This window comes from Roseateles sp. DB2 (assembly GCF_051857535.1).
GTDB lineage: Bacteria > Pseudomonadota > Gammaproteobacteria > Burkholderiales > Burkholderiaceae_C > Roseateles_B.
Genome location: NZ_JBPZGY010000005.1, coordinates 34,780 through 49,270, shown reverse-complemented (window position 1 = coordinate 49,270; position 14,491 = coordinate 34,780). Strand labels below are relative to the sequence as shown.

The 14,491-nt window shown below is 69.2% G+C and carries 14 protein-coding genes; 8 read left to right on the top strand and 6 right to left on the bottom strand.

Translation table 11 applies throughout. The features are described 5' to 3' along the window. The first annotated feature begins 19 nt into the window (after positions 1–19). The 6 genes from ACS5PK_RS09745 (at position 20) to ACS5PK_RS09720 (ending at position 5,167) form a co-directional block, all read left to right on the top strand. Positions 20–1,273, top strand: coding sequence for a sialidase family protein (locus ACS5PK_RS09745; RefSeq protein ID WP_439440040.1), 1,254 nt, complete (start codon positions 20–22; stop codon positions 1,271–1,273). Further along, positions 1,254–1,790, top strand: coding sequence for a hypothetical protein (locus tag ACS5PK_RS09740; protein ID WP_439440039.1), 537 nt, complete (start codon positions 1,254–1,256; stop codon positions 1,788–1,790). The genes ACS5PK_RS09745 and ACS5PK_RS09740 overlap by 20 nt, the downstream gene beginning before the upstream one ends. A 116-nt stretch (positions 1,791–1,906) precedes the next feature. Next, positions 1,907–2,683, top strand: a complete 777-nt coding sequence (locus ACS5PK_RS09735; RefSeq protein WP_439440038.1) for an outer membrane lipoprotein-sorting protein — start codon at positions 1,907–1,909, stop codon at positions 2,681–2,683. 8 nt (positions 2,684–2,691) lie between these two features. Further along, positions 2,692–4,029, top strand: a complete 1,338-nt coding sequence (locus ACS5PK_RS09730; RefSeq protein WP_439440037.1) for a hypothetical protein — start codon at positions 2,692–2,694, stop codon at positions 4,027–4,029. An 81-nt stretch (positions 4,030–4,110) separates the two neighbouring features. After that, complete coding sequence (locus tag ACS5PK_RS09725; RefSeq protein WP_439440036.1) at positions 4,111–4,755, top strand: 4'-phosphopantetheinyl transferase family protein; 645 nt, start codon at positions 4,111–4,113, stop codon at positions 4,753–4,755. Positions 4,756–4,768: 13 nt separating this feature from the next. Then, a complete protein-coding gene (locus tag ACS5PK_RS09720; protein ID WP_439440035.1) occupies positions 4,769–5,167 on the top strand; it encodes a RidA family protein in 399 nt (132 codons plus the stop codon). A 569-nt stretch (positions 5,168–5,736) separates the two neighbouring features. Here ACS5PK_RS09720 and ACS5PK_RS09715 read toward each other — a convergent pair. From ACS5PK_RS09715 to ACS5PK_RS09690, 6 genes are all read right to left on the bottom strand, one after another. Next, the gene (locus ACS5PK_RS09715; protein WP_439440034.1) at positions 5,737–7,089 is read right to left on the bottom strand and encodes a cytochrome-c peroxidase; all 1,353 of its coding nucleotides are present in this window, start codon (positions 7,087–7,089) and stop codon (positions 5,737–5,739) included. Beyond that, positions 7,089–8,048, bottom strand: a complete 960-nt coding sequence (locus ACS5PK_RS09710) for an amidohydrolase family protein (protein ID WP_439440033.1) — start codon at positions 8,046–8,048, stop codon at positions 7,089–7,091. Before ACS5PK_RS09710 ends, ACS5PK_RS09715 begins: the two co-directional genes overlap by 1 nt. Continuing rightward, the gene (locus ACS5PK_RS09705; RefSeq protein ID WP_439440032.1) at positions 8,045–8,701 is read right to left on the bottom strand and encodes a GNAT family N-acetyltransferase; all 657 of its coding nucleotides are present in this window, start codon (positions 8,699–8,701) and stop codon (positions 8,045–8,047) included. The genes ACS5PK_RS09710 and ACS5PK_RS09705 overlap by 4 nt, the downstream gene beginning before the upstream one ends. 21 nt (positions 8,702–8,722) lie before the next feature. Continuing rightward, complete coding sequence (locus tag ACS5PK_RS09700; protein WP_439440031.1) at positions 8,723–9,709, bottom strand: PLP-dependent cysteine synthase family protein; 987 nt, start codon at positions 9,707–9,709, stop codon at positions 8,723–8,725. A gap of 128 nt (positions 9,710–9,837) precedes the next feature. After that, a complete protein-coding gene (locus tag ACS5PK_RS09695; RefSeq protein WP_439440030.1) occupies positions 9,838–11,694 on the bottom strand; it encodes an alpha/beta fold hydrolase in 1,857 nt (618 codons plus the stop codon). Between the two features lie 7 nt (positions 11,695–11,701). Then, positions 11,702–11,971, bottom strand: a complete 270-nt coding sequence (locus ACS5PK_RS09690) for an acyl carrier protein (RefSeq protein ID WP_439440029.1) — start codon at positions 11,969–11,971, stop codon at positions 11,702–11,704. A 221-nt stretch (positions 11,972–12,192) separates the two neighbouring features. Here ACS5PK_RS09690 and ACS5PK_RS09685 point away from each other — a divergent pair, with 221 nt between their 5' ends. Beyond that, complete coding sequence (locus tag ACS5PK_RS09685; protein ID WP_439440028.1) at positions 12,193–12,957, top strand: TenA family transcriptional regulator; 765 nt, start codon at positions 12,193–12,195, stop codon at positions 12,955–12,957. A 10-nt stretch (positions 12,958–12,967) separates the two neighbouring features. After that, positions 12,968–14,476: an AMP-binding protein gene (locus ACS5PK_RS09680; protein ID WP_439440027.1), complete on the top strand. Its 1,509-nt coding sequence runs from the start codon at positions 12,968–12,970 to the stop codon at positions 14,474–14,476. Positions 14,477–14,491 lie beyond the last annotated feature (15 nt).

The following is a 14,491-nucleotide window of genomic DNA, read 5'->3' as shown; positions in this document are numbered from 1 at the left end:
TGCCTGAAAGAGGATGCCCATGCACCCGCTTCTGAACGCTGGCGCCCTGCGCCCCCTGGCCTGGCTGCTGGCCTTCGCACTGGGCGCTTCAGCCCCCGCCCTGGCGGCTGACGCCAAGCCCGCCACGCATGCGTCCGGCATGCACGCCAAACCCAAGACCGCCAAGGCCCGCAGCGCACTGGCCATCAGCGTGGCTGCCGCCGAGGATGGCAGCTTCTGGATGGTGGGCCTCGACGAGCAAGGCCGTCTGGCCCTGCAGCGCAGCACCGACCAGGGCCGCAGCTGGGACGCCCCGCGCCTGCCCGACATCGGCAGCGACGGCGTAGCCGCCGACGGCGAGAGCCGGCCCAAGATCCTGTTGGGCAAGGACGGCCTGATGCTGCTGTCCTACAGCAGCCCCCTGGCCAAGCCCTACACCGCCCAGGTGCGCCTGCTGCGCTCCACCGACATGGGCCGCAGCTTCGCGCCACCGGTCACCGTGCATGCGGACCGCCAGGTCATCACCCACCGCTTCGAGTCCCTGGCCTTCGACGCCCAGGGGCGGCTGCACACCCTCTGGATCGACAAGCGGGACCTCGAGGCCAGCAAGGCCGGCCCCACGGGCGAGGGCGTGCCCTACCGTGGCGCTGCCATCTACCGCAACGTCTCCGTGGATGGCGGCCTGAGCTTCGGGCCGGACACCCGGGTGGCGGACCACTCCTGCGAGTGCTGCCGCATCGCCCTGGCGCCCGCGCCCGAGGGCGGCGTGGTCGCGATGTGGCGCCATGTCTTCGCGCCCAATGAGCGTGACCATGCCTTCGCTCGCCTGGGCGAAGACCTGGCCGCCGGGACCGCCCCCACCCGCGCCACCCAGGACCGCTGGGCCCTGGACGGCTGCCCCCACCATGGCCCCGGCCTGGCCCGCGATGCCGGCGGGGGCTACCACGCCGTCTGGTTCGGCGATCGTGGCGGCCTGGTCTCGGTGCGCTACGGCCGCCTGGACGAGGCCGGCCGCCCCGTGGGCGAGGTCCGCCTGCTGCCCGACGAAGCTGCAGAGCATGCCGATGTGCTGAGCAGCGGCCCCCATGTGGTCATCACCTGGCGCAGCTTCGACGGCCAGCGCACCCGCTGGCGGGCCTGGGTCTCCGAGGACGGCGGGCAGCGCTTCGCCCTGCGCGAGCTGGGCCGTACCACTCAGGACAGCGACCACCCCAAGCTCTTCCTGGCCGGATCAGCCATCTACGGCCACTGGCGCAGCACCGAAGGAGTCCGCATTGAACGCCTCACGCCCTGATCACCGCCCGCCCCCTGCGCGGCATCTGCACCGCTGGGCCTGGGCCGGCCTGCTGGTCCTGCCGCTGGCGGCGCTGGCGCACCCCAGCCGGGTCGAGACCCTGGACACCGCCGCCTGGTCGCGCCTGCAACTGAGTGAGAAGGGGCCCAGTGCCGTGGTCTTCAGCACCACGGACTGCGCGCACTGCCCGGGCGTGATCGCCCAGGTGTCCGGTCACATCCGCGCGCAGAAGAGCCATGCCCGCCTCATCGTCGTGGTGATGGACGGCGCCGGGCCCGAGCTGCTGCGCCACGAGGCCTACCTGCCCGCGGACCGGCTCTTCGTCTTCGACCCCGCTACGCCGCCGGCCGTCCTGCGCCATGCGGTGGATCCGCGCTGGCGCGGCGTCACGCCCTATGTGGTGCTGATGAAGCCGGCGGGCCCCGCGCTGACGCAGGCAGGGCCGCCCTCCGCGGACCTCCTGCAACGCTGGCTGGGCGACACCGGCGGCAGCGCCACCGGCCTGGCGCGGCCCTGAGCCGCAGAGCGCCCACCATGCCCGAAAGGGCAGTTGGGCGCCCGCCCCGCCTTGGCTAATCTGCGCCCGCGAGCCCGCGCCCGGCGGGCCTGCCAACGACCTGAGGGATGGACCCCATGCTGAAGAATCCGGCCCCCGCCTGGGGCCTTGCCCTGCTGTGCGCAATCGCCCCCCTGCGGGCCCTGGCCCTGGACGCCCAGCAGATGCTGGCCGCCAGCGACGCGGTGCGCAACCCGTCCAAGCCCTTCGTCACCACAGTGAGCCTCAATGAGTACAAGGGCGGCAAGGCCAGCGACAGCAGCACCCTGCAGGCCTACTCGCGCGCCGAGCCCGGCGGCCAGTTCCGCACCCTGCTGCGCTTCGCGGCCCCGGCGCGCGATGCCAACAAGCTCATGCTCAAGACGGGCAATGACCTCTGGTTCTTCGACCCCGCCAGCAAGGCCAGCGTGCGCATCTCGCCGCAGCAGCGCCTGCTGGGCCAGGCGGCCAATGGCGACGTGGTCACCGTCAACTTCGCCCAGACCTACCAGGCCAGCCTGGTCCAGGAGGAAGAGGTGCAGGACGGCGAGCGCCAGAACCGCCGCGCCGTCAAGCTGCAGCTGGAGGCCAAGGCCGCGGACGTCACCTACCACGCCATCGAGATGTGGCTGGACCGCGAGAACTTCCGCCCCATCAAGGCCCGCTTCCTCAGCGAGAGTGGCCGCCTGCTGAAGACGGCCTTCTACCGCCGCTTCAAGGAAGAGCTGGGCGCCGTGCGGCCCACCGAGGTCGTCATCATCGACGGCCTGGACCCGGCCCTGGTGACCGTCATGCGCTATGGCGAGTTCCAGGCCCGTGACATTCCCGACAGCTGGTTCCAGCGGGACTATATGGCGCGCTTCCAGGCCGACTGATGCGCCGGATGCCCCACTGCTCTACCGGCTGGATCGGCTGGATCGGCTGGATGGGCCGGACCGGCCTGCTGCCCCTGCTGCTGCTGGCCGCGCAGGCCCGCGCCCAGGGCACGCCGCCCCCCGATGCCGAGCTGGCCGGCCTGGCCCTGGCCGACGCCGCCCCCACCGAGCCCGCCCCCACCCGCCGCGCCTGGCAGGCCAGCGTGGAGCCGGCCCTGCGCCAGGTGCGGCTGCGCGATGACGCCGGCCCCTGGCGCTCGGCCCAAGGCCTGGGGCTGGACCTGTCCCTGGACCTGCCCCTGGGTGGCGAGGGGCCACGTGCCTGGCGCCTGCTGGCCGCCAACCGCCTGGACCTCACCGGCCCCGAGCGCCTGCCCGGCGAGCGGCGCGCCATCAACACGCTCAAGGAGCTCTACGCCAGCCAGCGTCCCAGCGCCGAATGGGTGCTGGATCTCGGCCGCATCAACCACCGCCTGGGTGTGGCCAGCGGCTACAACCCCACGGACTACTTCAGGCGCCAGGCCCTGCGCAACACCACAGCCATCGACCCGGCCAGCCTGCGCGAGAACCGCCTGGGCGCCGCGATGGCTCGGGTGCAGAAGGTCTGGGACGGTGGTTCGCTGACAGGCGTCTGGGCCCCCCGGCTGGCCAAGGCACCGTCCACAGGCGCCTGGAGCCCGGACTGGGGCGCCAGCAACGACCGCCCGCGCTGGCTGCTGGCCTGGACCCAGCAATGGGCAGAGGATCTCGCCCCGCAATGGCTGCTGCACGGGGACGGCCAGCCAGGTCACTCGCCCCAGCTGGGCCTCAACCTCACGCGCCTGCTCAACCAGGGCTGCGTGGCCCATCTGGAGCTGAGCACGGGCCGCAGCCGCAGCCTGCTGGACCAGGCCTTGGGGGACCTCGACGCGCCTCTGGCTCTGCACACCCAGCTGGCCACCGGCCTGAGCTGTACCACCTCGCGCAAGCTGACGCTGACGGCCGAGTGGCAGCACAACGGCCTGGCGCCCGGCCGCGATGCCTGGTCCGCCCTGCAAGCCGGCGACCCCCGGCGCTACTGGGCCTACCGCCAGACCGCCCAGGCCCTGCAGGAGCCCGCCACGCGTGACAGCCTCTTCCTGATGCTGCGCTGGCAGGACGCGCTGATGCCCAGGCTGGACCTCAACGCCTTCGCCCGCTTCAGCCAGGTCGACCACAGCCGGCTGGTCTGGCTCGAGGCCCGTTATCGCCAGGACAGCACGGACTGGGCGGCACAATGGCAGCAGCATCGCGGCCAGGGTCTCAGCGAGTTTGGGGCCCTGCCCCAGGCCCGCGTGATCCGGCTGCTGGTGCGCCACTACTTCTGAGCCGCTGGCCCTGCCCTTGCCTTGCCCCCGCCCCGCATGCTGGATGTCTGGTACTCCCTCGCGCCACCCGAAGGCCCGCCTATGCTCGATGCCCAGGAGCAGGCGCGCCATGCGCGCTTCCTGTGCGAGCGCACGGCGCGCACCTATGCCCACGCCCACACGCTCAAGCGCTGCCTGCTGAGCCGCCACCATCCGCTTCAGGAGCCGCTGAGCTGGCGCTTCGAGAGCGGCCCGGCCGGCAAGCCGTCCCTCATCGCGCCGGCCCCCTGCCATTTCAACCTGAGCCACAGCGGCGATGCCATCGCCGTGGCCGTGGCCGGGCAACCGGTGGGGCTGGACATCGAAAGCCACCGCGTGCTGAGCGATGGCCTGGCCATCGCCCAGCGCGTCTTCCATCCGCGCGAGCGCCTGTGGCTGCAGGACCAGCCCGATTTCACGGCCGCCTTCTACCGGCTCTGGACCCTCAAGGAAGCCCTGCTCAAGGCCACGGGTGAGGGCTTCACCCAGGCGCCCGAGGCCTTGTGCTGGGACGAGCTGGACGCCCCCATGCCCGCCATCCACCACGCCGGCCAGCACTGGCATGCCCTGGGCCTGGCCCTGCCGGGCACCAGCCTGGCCGTGGTCATGGGACAAGCGCAACTGCTGCGCGAGGCCACGCTGCATGAGCTGCAGTCCCGCGAGGGCGAGCGGCTGCTGGGGCGCCTTCACCCCTTCCCTCAACCCTGAACGGGGATCTTCCATGTCACGTCACTTCATCAGCGGCGGTCCGGGCCTGCCGGACTGGCCCTCGCCCATCAGCCAGGCGGTGGTCGTGGACCGCAGCTGCTACCTCAGCGGACAGCTCTCGCTTGATGAGTCCGGCCGCTATGTGCCGGGCACGCCGGCCGAGGAGGCAAGGCGCGCCTTCGGCAATCTGTTTGCCGCCCTGCGGGCCGCTGACTTCGGCCCCGAGCACCTGGTCTTCGTGGACATTGCCTTCACCGACCTCAGCGCCCTGGCCGAGGTCAACCAGGTCTATGCGGAACTCTTCCCGGAAGGACGCCGCCCGGCCCGCACGGTCTACGAGGCCGCGGCCCTGCCCTTTGGCGGGCAGGTCAAGGTGATGGGCGTGGCCGTCAAGAGCGCGGACGGCGACTGAACCATGGCGTCCGGACAAGGCACCTTGACGACGGCCCCTGAGTACCATCACGCCACGATGGTGACAGTCAGCATCGATTTGCCGATTTTCAGTTCGCCAACAGAGGCTTTGGGCTACTTTGCAGGGCCTGTTCAACTCCCTTGCATGCCGGAGCGCGGCAAGCCCTTTCCGTGGCCTGAGGAGTGGACGAGGCAGTTCAGCGAGATCTTCGCAGAGCAGTCGTCACAGGTCTGGAGCATCAATGATTGGCGCATCCTCCGGCGTCTAAGAGCGTGGTCCTGCATGGCCTTGTATGCAGCGATCCCGTCCAAGCCAGAGGACTCGCACGTCACCTGGAGCGTTGCACCGGTCTCTTGTTTGCCGAACACGAGCACTGAGCTGCTCTAGAGCCGGCTCAGTTTGGGCTCCAGCGATGCAGCACCAGCTTGGCCATCCTGCTCGCCGCTTGCAGCGGTAGTCGATTCAGGGCGTCGCAGACATACGCACAGAGCTGAACGCCGTCGATGGCCGCCGCCGGCCTCCCGCGCGGCAGCGGCCTCGGGCTCAGCGGGACGGCGGCCGAAGCCCGCTCAGGGCGCAGGCGCCGGCTGCACCGCCGGCTTCTCCAGCACCGGGCCGGAGAGAGCACGCAGGAAGCTCAGCAGCTGGGCCTGCTCCTGCGGGCCGAGGTCGCGAGGCTTGAGCTCGCGCAGTTCCGAATGGCCCAGCTCGGCCTCGGGGGCACGCGCATAGTGAGCGAGGACCTGCTCCAGCGTGGCGAGCTGCCCGGCATGCATATAGGGCGGACGCAGGGCCACATTGCGCAGGCTGGGCGTCTTGAAGGCGCCCACCAGATGCGGATCCTTGGGGTTGGCGAAGCGAAGCTCCTCGCACTGCTGCGGCTTGGCGTCGCTGTAGGGCCCCAAGCAGTTGAACTCGTCCGCCAGCGCCGCACGCAGGCCATCCACCCGGCCGCGCTCGGGCTGAGCGGGATTGAGGGGCGGGATGCCGGTGTTGTGGAAGTGCTGGTCCGTCATCAGCGGGCCGGCATGGCAGGTGATGCACTGGCCGCGACCAATGAAGAGACGCAGGCCGGCCTTTTCCTGGTCGTTCAGCAGCCCGGCGCCAGCGCTGCCATTGCCCTTGAGCGTAGCGGCGATGTAGCGATCCACCCGCGACTCGCCGTACTGCAGCCGGGCCTCGAAGGCCGCGATGGCCTTGCCCATGTTGGCGTACATGCGGTTGATATCCTCGCGGCGCGCCTCGGGGATGGTCGCCCAGGCGGCGCGCTCGGCCTCGCTGCCCTGGGGGCTGGCATGGGCGGGCAGGCCGTCCAGGCGGGGCAGCTCGCCGAAGAGCTCGCGGTAGGGCTGGGCATAGTGGCGGCTCAGCAGGTGGGCGTACTGGAGGCGGTTGCCGCCATGCTCGCGGGCGTCCTCCAGCGGGCCCAGGGCCTGCGCCCAGAGGCTGTCCTTGCGGCCGTCCCAGAAGAACCAGGCGCTGTGCGCCATGCCGATGGAGGGCATGGTGCGGCGCAGGCCTTCGGCCACGCCCAGGCCGCGCGGCCGTCCGTCCTCGAACTGGCCCTGCGGGTTGTGGCAGCTGGCGCAGGAGACCTTGCCATTGCTGCTGAAGCGCACATCGTTGAAGACCTGCTTGCCCAGGCGCGCCGCGGCTTCATTGCCGACGAAGCGGTTGCTGGGATCGGGATCGGGGCTGCGCAGCTGGGACAACTGCAGGGAGCTCATCAGGGCCAGCTCCTGAGCCGACCAGCGGTCCTGCCCTCCCGGGGCCCCCTCGGAAGGGGCCAGGCCCAGCACCGCGCCGCCTCCCAGGGCCAGCAGGCACAGGCCCAGGCCCAGGCCGGACTTCAGATGACGTCGCCAGCCCTTGCGGCGCACGGGCAAGGCCGGCACCAGTTCGACACCCAACGATCGCTTCATCAATCCACTCCCATCAGGCGACGTGCGTTGCCCGACATCAACCAGGTCCGCTGCCCGCGCGAGATGCCCGCCAGCGGGCCGTCCGCGGCCAGGAACATGTCCATGACCTTCTTGTGGCCGCCCGAGTAGCGGAACACCGGCCAGTCCGTGCCGAACAGGATTTTGTGGTTCAAGTTGAGCCTGAACAGCTCGGCCAGTGCCGCCTGCCAGCCCGCCGGATGCTGCGATCCCAGGAAGGCGCTCACGTCCAGGTAGACGTTGGGACGGTAGGCACACAAGGCGGCGCAGGCTTGCACATGGTGGATCGCGCCATGAGCCAGGATGAAGTTGACGCCCGGGAAATCCAGGGCGGCCTGGTCGACCAGGTCCGGGTGCGAGAACCGGAAGGACAGGCTGGGGCTGGTGGGTCCGATGTGCATCAGCACCGGCAGCCCGCGCGCCTGGCACAGCTCGTAGAACGGATAGAGCGAGCTGTCGCTGGGGCTGTAGCCGCAGGGCGGATAGAGCTTGAGGCCCTTGAAGCCATACTCGCTGACGCCCCGCTCGAACAGGGCCAGGCCGTCCGCCCCCCAGCGGGGGTCCACGCCGCCGAAGACGAAGAAGCGCCCGGCATGGCGCTTCAGGATCTCATGATGCTCGGCGAACATCTCCTCGATGCTCAGCGCGCTCTTGATCACATGGGTGAAATCGGGGAGCAGCAGCACAGCCTGGTGGATGCCCGCCTCGTCCATCTCTGCCACCAGGGTGTCGCCCTGGTGGTCCTGGCTCATGCGCAGGTACATCTCCATCAGCTCGGCCATGGATTTGCGCACGCCTGTCGCCGCCAGGCGCGCAGCCACATTCCGGCACAGGCCCTCGTAGAAGCCTTCGGGAATAAAGCGGGTGGAAGCGATGTGGCAATGCGCGTCCAGCACATGGCCCGTGTAGACCGGGCCGGCCGCGGCGGGCGTCGCCGTCATGCCGTCTGCCCTTCAGGCTGCACGCGGGCCACGCGCGCCTGCAGCATCTGGACCGCACGGGCCTTGAGGTCGGACACCTTCTGCATCATGAAGTGGCCGGCGTGGACCTTGCCCTGGGCACGGGCATAGTCCGGCAGCGTGCCGTAGGTCTGGAAGCCGAAGCGCTGCCAGGCGTGGTGGGCCGGCGTGCCGTCGCGCACGTCCAGGGTCAGCAACTCGACGCCGTCCTGCTCGCACTGCAGGGCGATTTCCTGGAAGGCCACCGGCAAGACCAGGCCGCCACGGTAGTCCTCGTGGATCATGCCCTTGGCCAGGTCGGTGATGTGGCGGTTGTTGGGATTGAGGTTGCGCCGCAAGGTGCACAGCCCGATCAGCTCACCGCCGCCCGTGTGGATGCTCAGCAGGCGGATCTTGCCTGCGGCCAGGTTGCCGCGCAGGTCCTGCAGGTACTGGCGGGCCTCGGCATCGCTGATCTCCTCGGCAAAGCCGATGATGGGCGCGGAGGCCGTGGTGAGGCGCATCAGGCCGATGATCCGGTCCTCCAGCGCCGCGTCGATCTGCTGCGGCCAGCCGTAGCAGAGCTCCACCGTGCCGAGGGCACCCATGGGGACTTGGTAGCTGGCCTCTCCGGCCTGGTTCAGCGTGCGGTTCATGTCCATCCTTGTGTCGTGGGTTCAGGCCTGCGGGCCCTTGAGTTCGTCCAGTACCGAGCCCAGCTCATGGCTCCTGAGCCACTGGTCGTCATAAACGGTGTCCAGGTACTTGACGCCGCTGTCAGGCATCACCAGCACCACATTGCAGGGACCTTGCAGGCCGGCGAGGAAATGGCGGGCAGCGGCACTCACCGATCCCGAGGAGCCGCCCAGCAGCAGCCCCTCGTCCAGGGCCAGGCGGCGGGCAGCGACGAAGGCCTCGTGATCACTGACCTTGCGCACCTCGTCCACCAGCTCGGCGCGGACATTGCCCGGCGTGAAGCTCAGGCCAATGCCGTTCTGCAGGAAGGGCTTGAACTCGCCGCCAAAGACCACGGAGCCCTGCGGCTCCACGCCCATCACCCGCAGCGCCGGATTGCGCTCCTTCAGGTAGCGGGCCACGCCGCTGAGATGGCTGCCAGTGCTCACGCAGCCGATCAGCATGTCGACCTGCCCATTGAGCTGGCGGTGGATCTCCGGCCCGGTGCCGTAGTAGTGGGCGTCGATGGCGGCAGGGTTGTTGTACTGGTCCAGGTTGACGCAGCGCGGGACGGTGGCGGCGATGGAGCGAGCCACGGCGATGCGCTTCTTCTGGAAGCCGCCGCTTTCGTCGGGGGTGGTGACCATCTCGACCTGGCCACCGAAGGCCCGCACCAGGTTCACATTGGCCTTGGGCGTCTTGGGGTCCAGCACACAGATGAAGCGGTAGCCGTACACCGCGCAGAGCATGGCCAGGGCATGGCCCATATTGCCGGAGGTGGACTCGACGATGGACCAGCCGGGCTCCAGTGCGTGGTCGCGGCGGGCCTGGTTCAGCAGCTCCATGGCGCTGCGGTCCTTGACGCTGTTACCGGGATTGCGGCACTCCAGCTTGGCGAAGACCTGGATGCCGCGCGAGGCATCCGACAGGCTTCTGAGCTTCAGCAGGGGCGTGTCCCCGATCAGTTCGGCAATATTGTTGGCGTACATGGTGAGACTACTCCCTGCTGCTTGACGGTGTTCGGGGACTGTAGTGAGCGCCCATCCGGGCGGGTAGCTGTCCGTTTGGGTAAGACGGGCCCTGTGCACCCACGCAAGCGCGGGAGGGCCTGCCGGCCTCAGAGCTCGCCGGAGACCAGCGCCTCCTCGGCCGGCGTGAAGCGACGCAGGCGCGCGTCCGTGATGTCCAGCTGCAGTCCGTCGCGCATGAAGGCGCGCTGCAGGCGCGCGATCAGCGCAGCATCCTGGTGGATCAGGTAGTGGCCGGCGGCGCGCAGGCCCAGCTGCAGGGTCTGTGACGTCAGCACGCCCATGGCACGCGCCCGTTCGGCGCAGGTGGCGGTGTCGCTGTCGCCGATCAGCAGCAGGCAGGGTTGCTCCAGCGGCGGCACGTCCGGCGGCAGCCTCATCGCATGGTCCCGGAAGTGGATCAGCTGGCGGCTGTACTGCCGCATGCGCTCGGCAGACACGTAGGGCTCATGCAGCCAGTGCGCCGTGTGGGCATCAGGCAGGCTCCACAGGCGCTGCGCATCCTCTGCAGCACCGTCACCCCTTTTCAGCAGGGCAAGCATGGAGCGGGCCATGCTGTCTGCGGCGGCAGGCGTGCGTTGCACCAGGCGGCACATGGTGTTCAGGCTGGTCTCGAAGCTCGAATCACCGCCCGCCCCGCAGTCGACCCCCGCATACGAAGGGGCCACGAGGCACAGCGAGGCGACGTCCTGCGGCAGCGCGCGGGCCAGGTCCAGCGCGAACTTGGCGCCGCCGCACCAGCTCAGCAGGTGCAGAGGGCCCTTGCCCTGCGTGGCCAGCCACTGGCGCACGCTTTGCAGGAACTGTGGCCAGGAGTTCTCGTTGTCGTAATAGGTGCTGGACAGGGCTTGCGACTGCAGCGCCGCATCGTCGCGGGCCTCCAGGGTCAGCACGGTGCAATGCGGGCTCAGTGCCAGCGCCAGCTCGCACCAAACGTCGAGGCTGAGACCGAAGGCATTGAGCAGCAGGAGGGTGTGCGGCCCCTCGCCAAGTCGCCAGACCCGCAGGGGAGCGCCCTCGATGGTCTGCAGACGCATGCCGGGCAGGCTTGCCCAGCTGTGTACCTTGGGCACCGCATCGGCCTGCTGGGCCTGGCGCAGGGACGTCAGATGCGCCTGCCAGGCGGCTTCCCAGCCCGGGGAAGCCCCGGCGCAGGCCACGACGCTGTCGAAGGACTGCACATCGAGCAGCGCCTCCTGGCCCAGGCGCCAATGCTGTCGGGCCTGCAGGAGGCTGTCCTGCAGCAGCTCGCTGAGAGTATTGGCCGCGCAGGAGGCATCGGCCACTGGAATGTCCAGCGCCACGGCCAGCTCGCGCAGCAGCAGCGAGCCGCCACGCATTGCTGGGGCATGCAGCAGATGGCAGCCGGGCGCAAGTCCTGCGGCCGTACCGGCGAGAAAGGCCTGCAGTGCCACGGGCTCCAGCAGATGCAGGCCGGGCCCCTGCCCGCCACTGAAAGGCAGGACCAGGGGATGCTTGGAGAAATAGTCCGGGACGCGCCTTCTGGCCCCCTGCAGCCACTGCACCAGGTCCTGGCTCAGAGCGTCCAGGGCCGCGGGCAGCCGCGACGCGTCCGCCGCACAGTCGCTCACGGCATGAGCCAGCACGAGGCAATGCAGCGTCGCCCCCCCGATCTGCGGGGCCAGGGCAGCACCCAGCAGGGCCATCAGCCGGCCAGGGCTGCAGAAAGGCGCAAAGCCCGCGTAGGGCAGGACCACCTGCAGCCGGCCCTGGGCCACGGCCCGCGCGCGCAGCGTGGCGCTGAGCGGCAGCGCCGCCTCGGCTGCAATCAGCTGGCGCACCGTCGCCTCATCAACGAAGAGCGTGGCCGGCCAATCAAGCGCCGAGGCTTCCTGCTCCCAGGCCCTCACCAGCCGATGCCAGCCTGCGTCTGCAGCGCACTGAGACTCGCCCGCGGGGGCGCCATCCTGCATGACTTCCAGCATGCCCACCTCAGACCTTGGCGCCCTGCAGGGCCTCGACGAGATCCAGAGCGTCTCCCACGGTGGCGAGCTTGGCGATGGCCTCGGTGTGCTCGGCAAAGCTGATACCGAAATGCTCCTCGGTCAGGGCCATCAGGGAGATGAGCGAGATCGAGTCCAGCATCAGGTCGCTGGCCAGGTTGGAATCGCGCGAGACCGTGTCCGCAGCCAGCTCGACCGGGGTGATCTGCGCGATCAGGTTCAGGAAGGCATCGAAATGTGCCGCGGACTGTTCATGCATGGAAGGCTCCATTGGGAAGCGGACGCACCGTCATGCGGGTAGCGCATGCGGCTTCCGCCAGGCAGGGCGTTTTATACCGAGGCCCTGCCGCCTTGCCTACCTGACCTGAAGTACGGGTGCGGGCGGCTGCCCCAATGGACAGGTTCGGGCCGGCGCCTCGCTACGTACAGTGACCGGGCACTCTTTCACGATCGACCCAACAATCACTGCCGGAGCCCACCATGACTGTTTCCGCCCCCGCCGTGGCGCTGGACAAGGACGCCTTCGCCATCCAGCTGCGCGCGACCCTGGATTCCCACCTGACGCTCAACCATCCCATCTTCAAGGAGCTGTTCACGCCCGAGCGGAACTGGCATCTGCTGAAGATCATCTCCCTGGAGGGCTACCAGATCACCAAGTACTTCCTCGAGTACATCGAGAACCTGTACTTCCGCTGCCCCCTGCCCATCCACAAGCGCCGCCTGCTGTTCAACCTGTTCGAGGAAGAGACCGGTCGTTTCTCCAAGACCAAGAACCACGTGGAGCTGATGGAAGACTTCATCCGCGCCCAGGGCATCAGCGACGAGGAGCGCGACGCCTGGACGCCCTCCGAGGCCACCAAGGAGCTCATCCACTACCGCCTGGACAACTGCAAGGGTGAGCACACCTACCACATTGGCGCTGCGGCCGTGATGATCGCCAGCGAGGGCCAGAGCCTGGAGACCCGCGCTGGCGAGGCCCGCCACGCCATCCTGGGCAAGATCTATGGCCTCAGCGAAGAGAGCACGCGCTTCTTCTCCGTCCACCAGAAAGAAGACGTGGCCCATGTGGCCGAGGGCATCCAGCTGGTCGCCGAGCTCTGCACCACGCCGCAGATGCAGGCCGAGGCGCTGCACGCCATCGACTACACCTGCAAGCTGTTCTGGAACATGTACGAGAGCGCGGCCCAGAAGTACTACGCCGAGCGCCCCGCCGCCGGCCAGGCCCTGGAAGCCCAACCCGCCTGAGGCACCGGACATGCGCATCGCCGACATCCTCGCTCGCCTGCAGGGCCGCCCCACCGCCCTGGTCCTGGTCGACGACAAGGGCCAGGAAACCCACAAGACCTTCGACGACCTGCACCGCGACACCCTGCACGTGGTCGAGCGCCTGCGGGCGCTGGGCCTGGGCCCGGGCTGCCGGGTCGGCATCGCCGCGCCCAGCGGCTATGGCTGGATGGCCTGGGACCTGGCCTGCGTGGAGTTGGGCTGCGTCTCGGTGGCCCTGCCCAACGAGCGGCCCAGCCGCCCCTGGGCCGAGCTGATCGAGGCCTACCAGCTGAGCGTCATGGCCGCGGAACCGGCCTGGCTGGAAGGCGGCGATGCCTCGCATGACAGGCTGCAGAGCATGGCCCTCGATGCGCCCATGCCCGTGAAGACCGTGGAGCCGCGCCCGCTGGAGCACCAGCCGGGCACGCACTCCCTGGTCTTCAGTTCCGGCACCACGGGCAAGACCAAGGGCCTGATCATCAGCGCGGCCGGCACCGAACGCCTGCTGCAGCTGTACCACGATGCCTTCGGGGTGGAGGCGCAGGACAGGTTCATGACCTTTCTGCCCTTCGCCAACTACCAGCAGCGCATGATCTACTACTTCTGCCTCTACCACGGGGTGGAATTCGTCTCGGTGCCCTTCCCCCTGCTCTTCACGGGGCTCAAGAAGTACCAGCCGACCTTCGTCATCGCGCCGCCCATCCTCTACGAAACCCTGCAGGCCCTCACCCGCGCCAGCGCAGGGCCCCAGGCTGCGCAGGACCCTGAGCTGCTGACCCGCAAGCTGGCTGAGCTGACCGGCGGGCGCATGCGTTACATGATCACCGGCATGGCGCCCATCAAGCGCGCCGCGCTGGACTTCTTCTGGCAGCACGGCGTGGCCCTGTACGAGGCCTTCGGCATCACCGAGGCCGGCATGGTGGCCTGGAACAAGCCCGGCCAGGTGCGCGTGGGCAGCGTGGGCAAGCCGGCCGAGCCCGGCAGCGTGAGCCTTTCGGACGAGGGTGAAGTCATCGTGCGCCGCGACGCCCTGCTCTCCCTGGGCTACTTCGAGTCCTCGGAGGAAGACGCGCGCTCCACCTTCATCGAGCCCGGCGCCGTGGCCACCGGGGACATCGCCGAGTTCGATGCCAACGGCTTCCTGCACATCGTGGGTCGCAAGAAGGACGCCATCATCACCAGCAACGGCGAGAAATTCCACCCGGAGCCCATCGAGTCGATGCTGCATGCCGACCCCCGCATCAGCGTGGCCGTGGTGCTGGCCGGCGCCCGCCAGGGCCTGGCCGCCGTGATCTCGACCAAGCTGCATGAGGACGAAGCCGCCGTGCAGGCCCTGCGCGCCCATGTGCAGCAGGTCAACCAGCAGTTGCCGGCCCAGCAGCAGATCAAGCAGCTGATCTTCACCGGCCAGGATTTCAGCATCGAGAACGGCATGCGCACCAAGAACATGAAGCTGCACCGCAAGGCCATCGCCGCCGCCTTCCTCGAGTCCGCCTGACGTGCAGGGCCGGTC

Bases quoted from the DNA above. Each gene is read 5' to 3' on its own strand.
- ACS5PK_RS09745 (WP_439440040.1), top strand. From the start codon at position 20: ATGCACCCGCTTCTGAACGCTGGCGCCCTGCGCCCCCTGGCCTGGCTG.
- ACS5PK_RS09735 (WP_439440038.1), top strand. From the start codon at position 1,907: ATGCTGAAGAATCCGGCCCCCGCCTGGGGCCTTGCCCTGCTGTGCGCA.
- ACS5PK_RS09730 (WP_439440037.1), top strand. From the start codon at position 2,692: ATGCCCCACTGCTCTACCGGCTGGATCGGCTGGATCGGCTGGATGGGC.
- ACS5PK_RS09725 (WP_439440036.1), top strand. From the start codon at position 4,111: ATGCTCGATGCCCAGGAGCAGGCGCGCCATGCGCGCTTCCTGTGCGAG.
- ACS5PK_RS09720 (WP_439440035.1), top strand. From the start codon at position 4,769: ATGTCACGTCACTTCATCAGCGGCGGTCCGGGCCTGCCGGACTGGCCC.
- ACS5PK_RS09715 (WP_439440034.1), bottom strand. From the start codon at position 7,089: ATGAAGCGATCGTTGGGTGTCGAACTGGTGCCGGCCTTGCCCGTGCGC.
- ACS5PK_RS09710 (WP_439440033.1), bottom strand. From the start codon at position 8,048: ATGACGGCGACGCCCGCCGCGGCCGGCCCGGTCTACACGGGCCATGTG.
- ACS5PK_RS09705 (WP_439440032.1), bottom strand. From the start codon at position 8,701: ATGAACCGCACGCTGAACCAGGCCGGAGAGGCCAGCTACCAAGTCCCC.
- ACS5PK_RS09700 (WP_439440031.1), bottom strand. From the start codon at position 9,709: ATGTACGCCAACAATATTGCCGAACTGATCGGGGACACGCCCCTGCTG.
- ACS5PK_RS09695 (WP_439440030.1), bottom strand. From the start codon at position 11,694: ATGCTGGAAGTCATGCAGGATGGCGCCCCCGCGGGCGAGTCTCAGTGC.
- ACS5PK_RS09690 (WP_439440029.1), bottom strand. From the start codon at position 11,971: ATGCATGAACAGTCCGCGGCACATTTCGATGCCTTCCTGAACCTGATC.
- ACS5PK_RS09685 (WP_439440028.1), top strand. From the start codon at position 12,193: ATGACTGTTTCCGCCCCCGCCGTGGCGCTGGACAAGGACGCCTTCGCC.
- ACS5PK_RS09680 (WP_439440027.1), top strand. From the start codon at position 12,968: ATGCGCATCGCCGACATCCTCGCTCGCCTGCAGGGCCGCCCCACCGCC.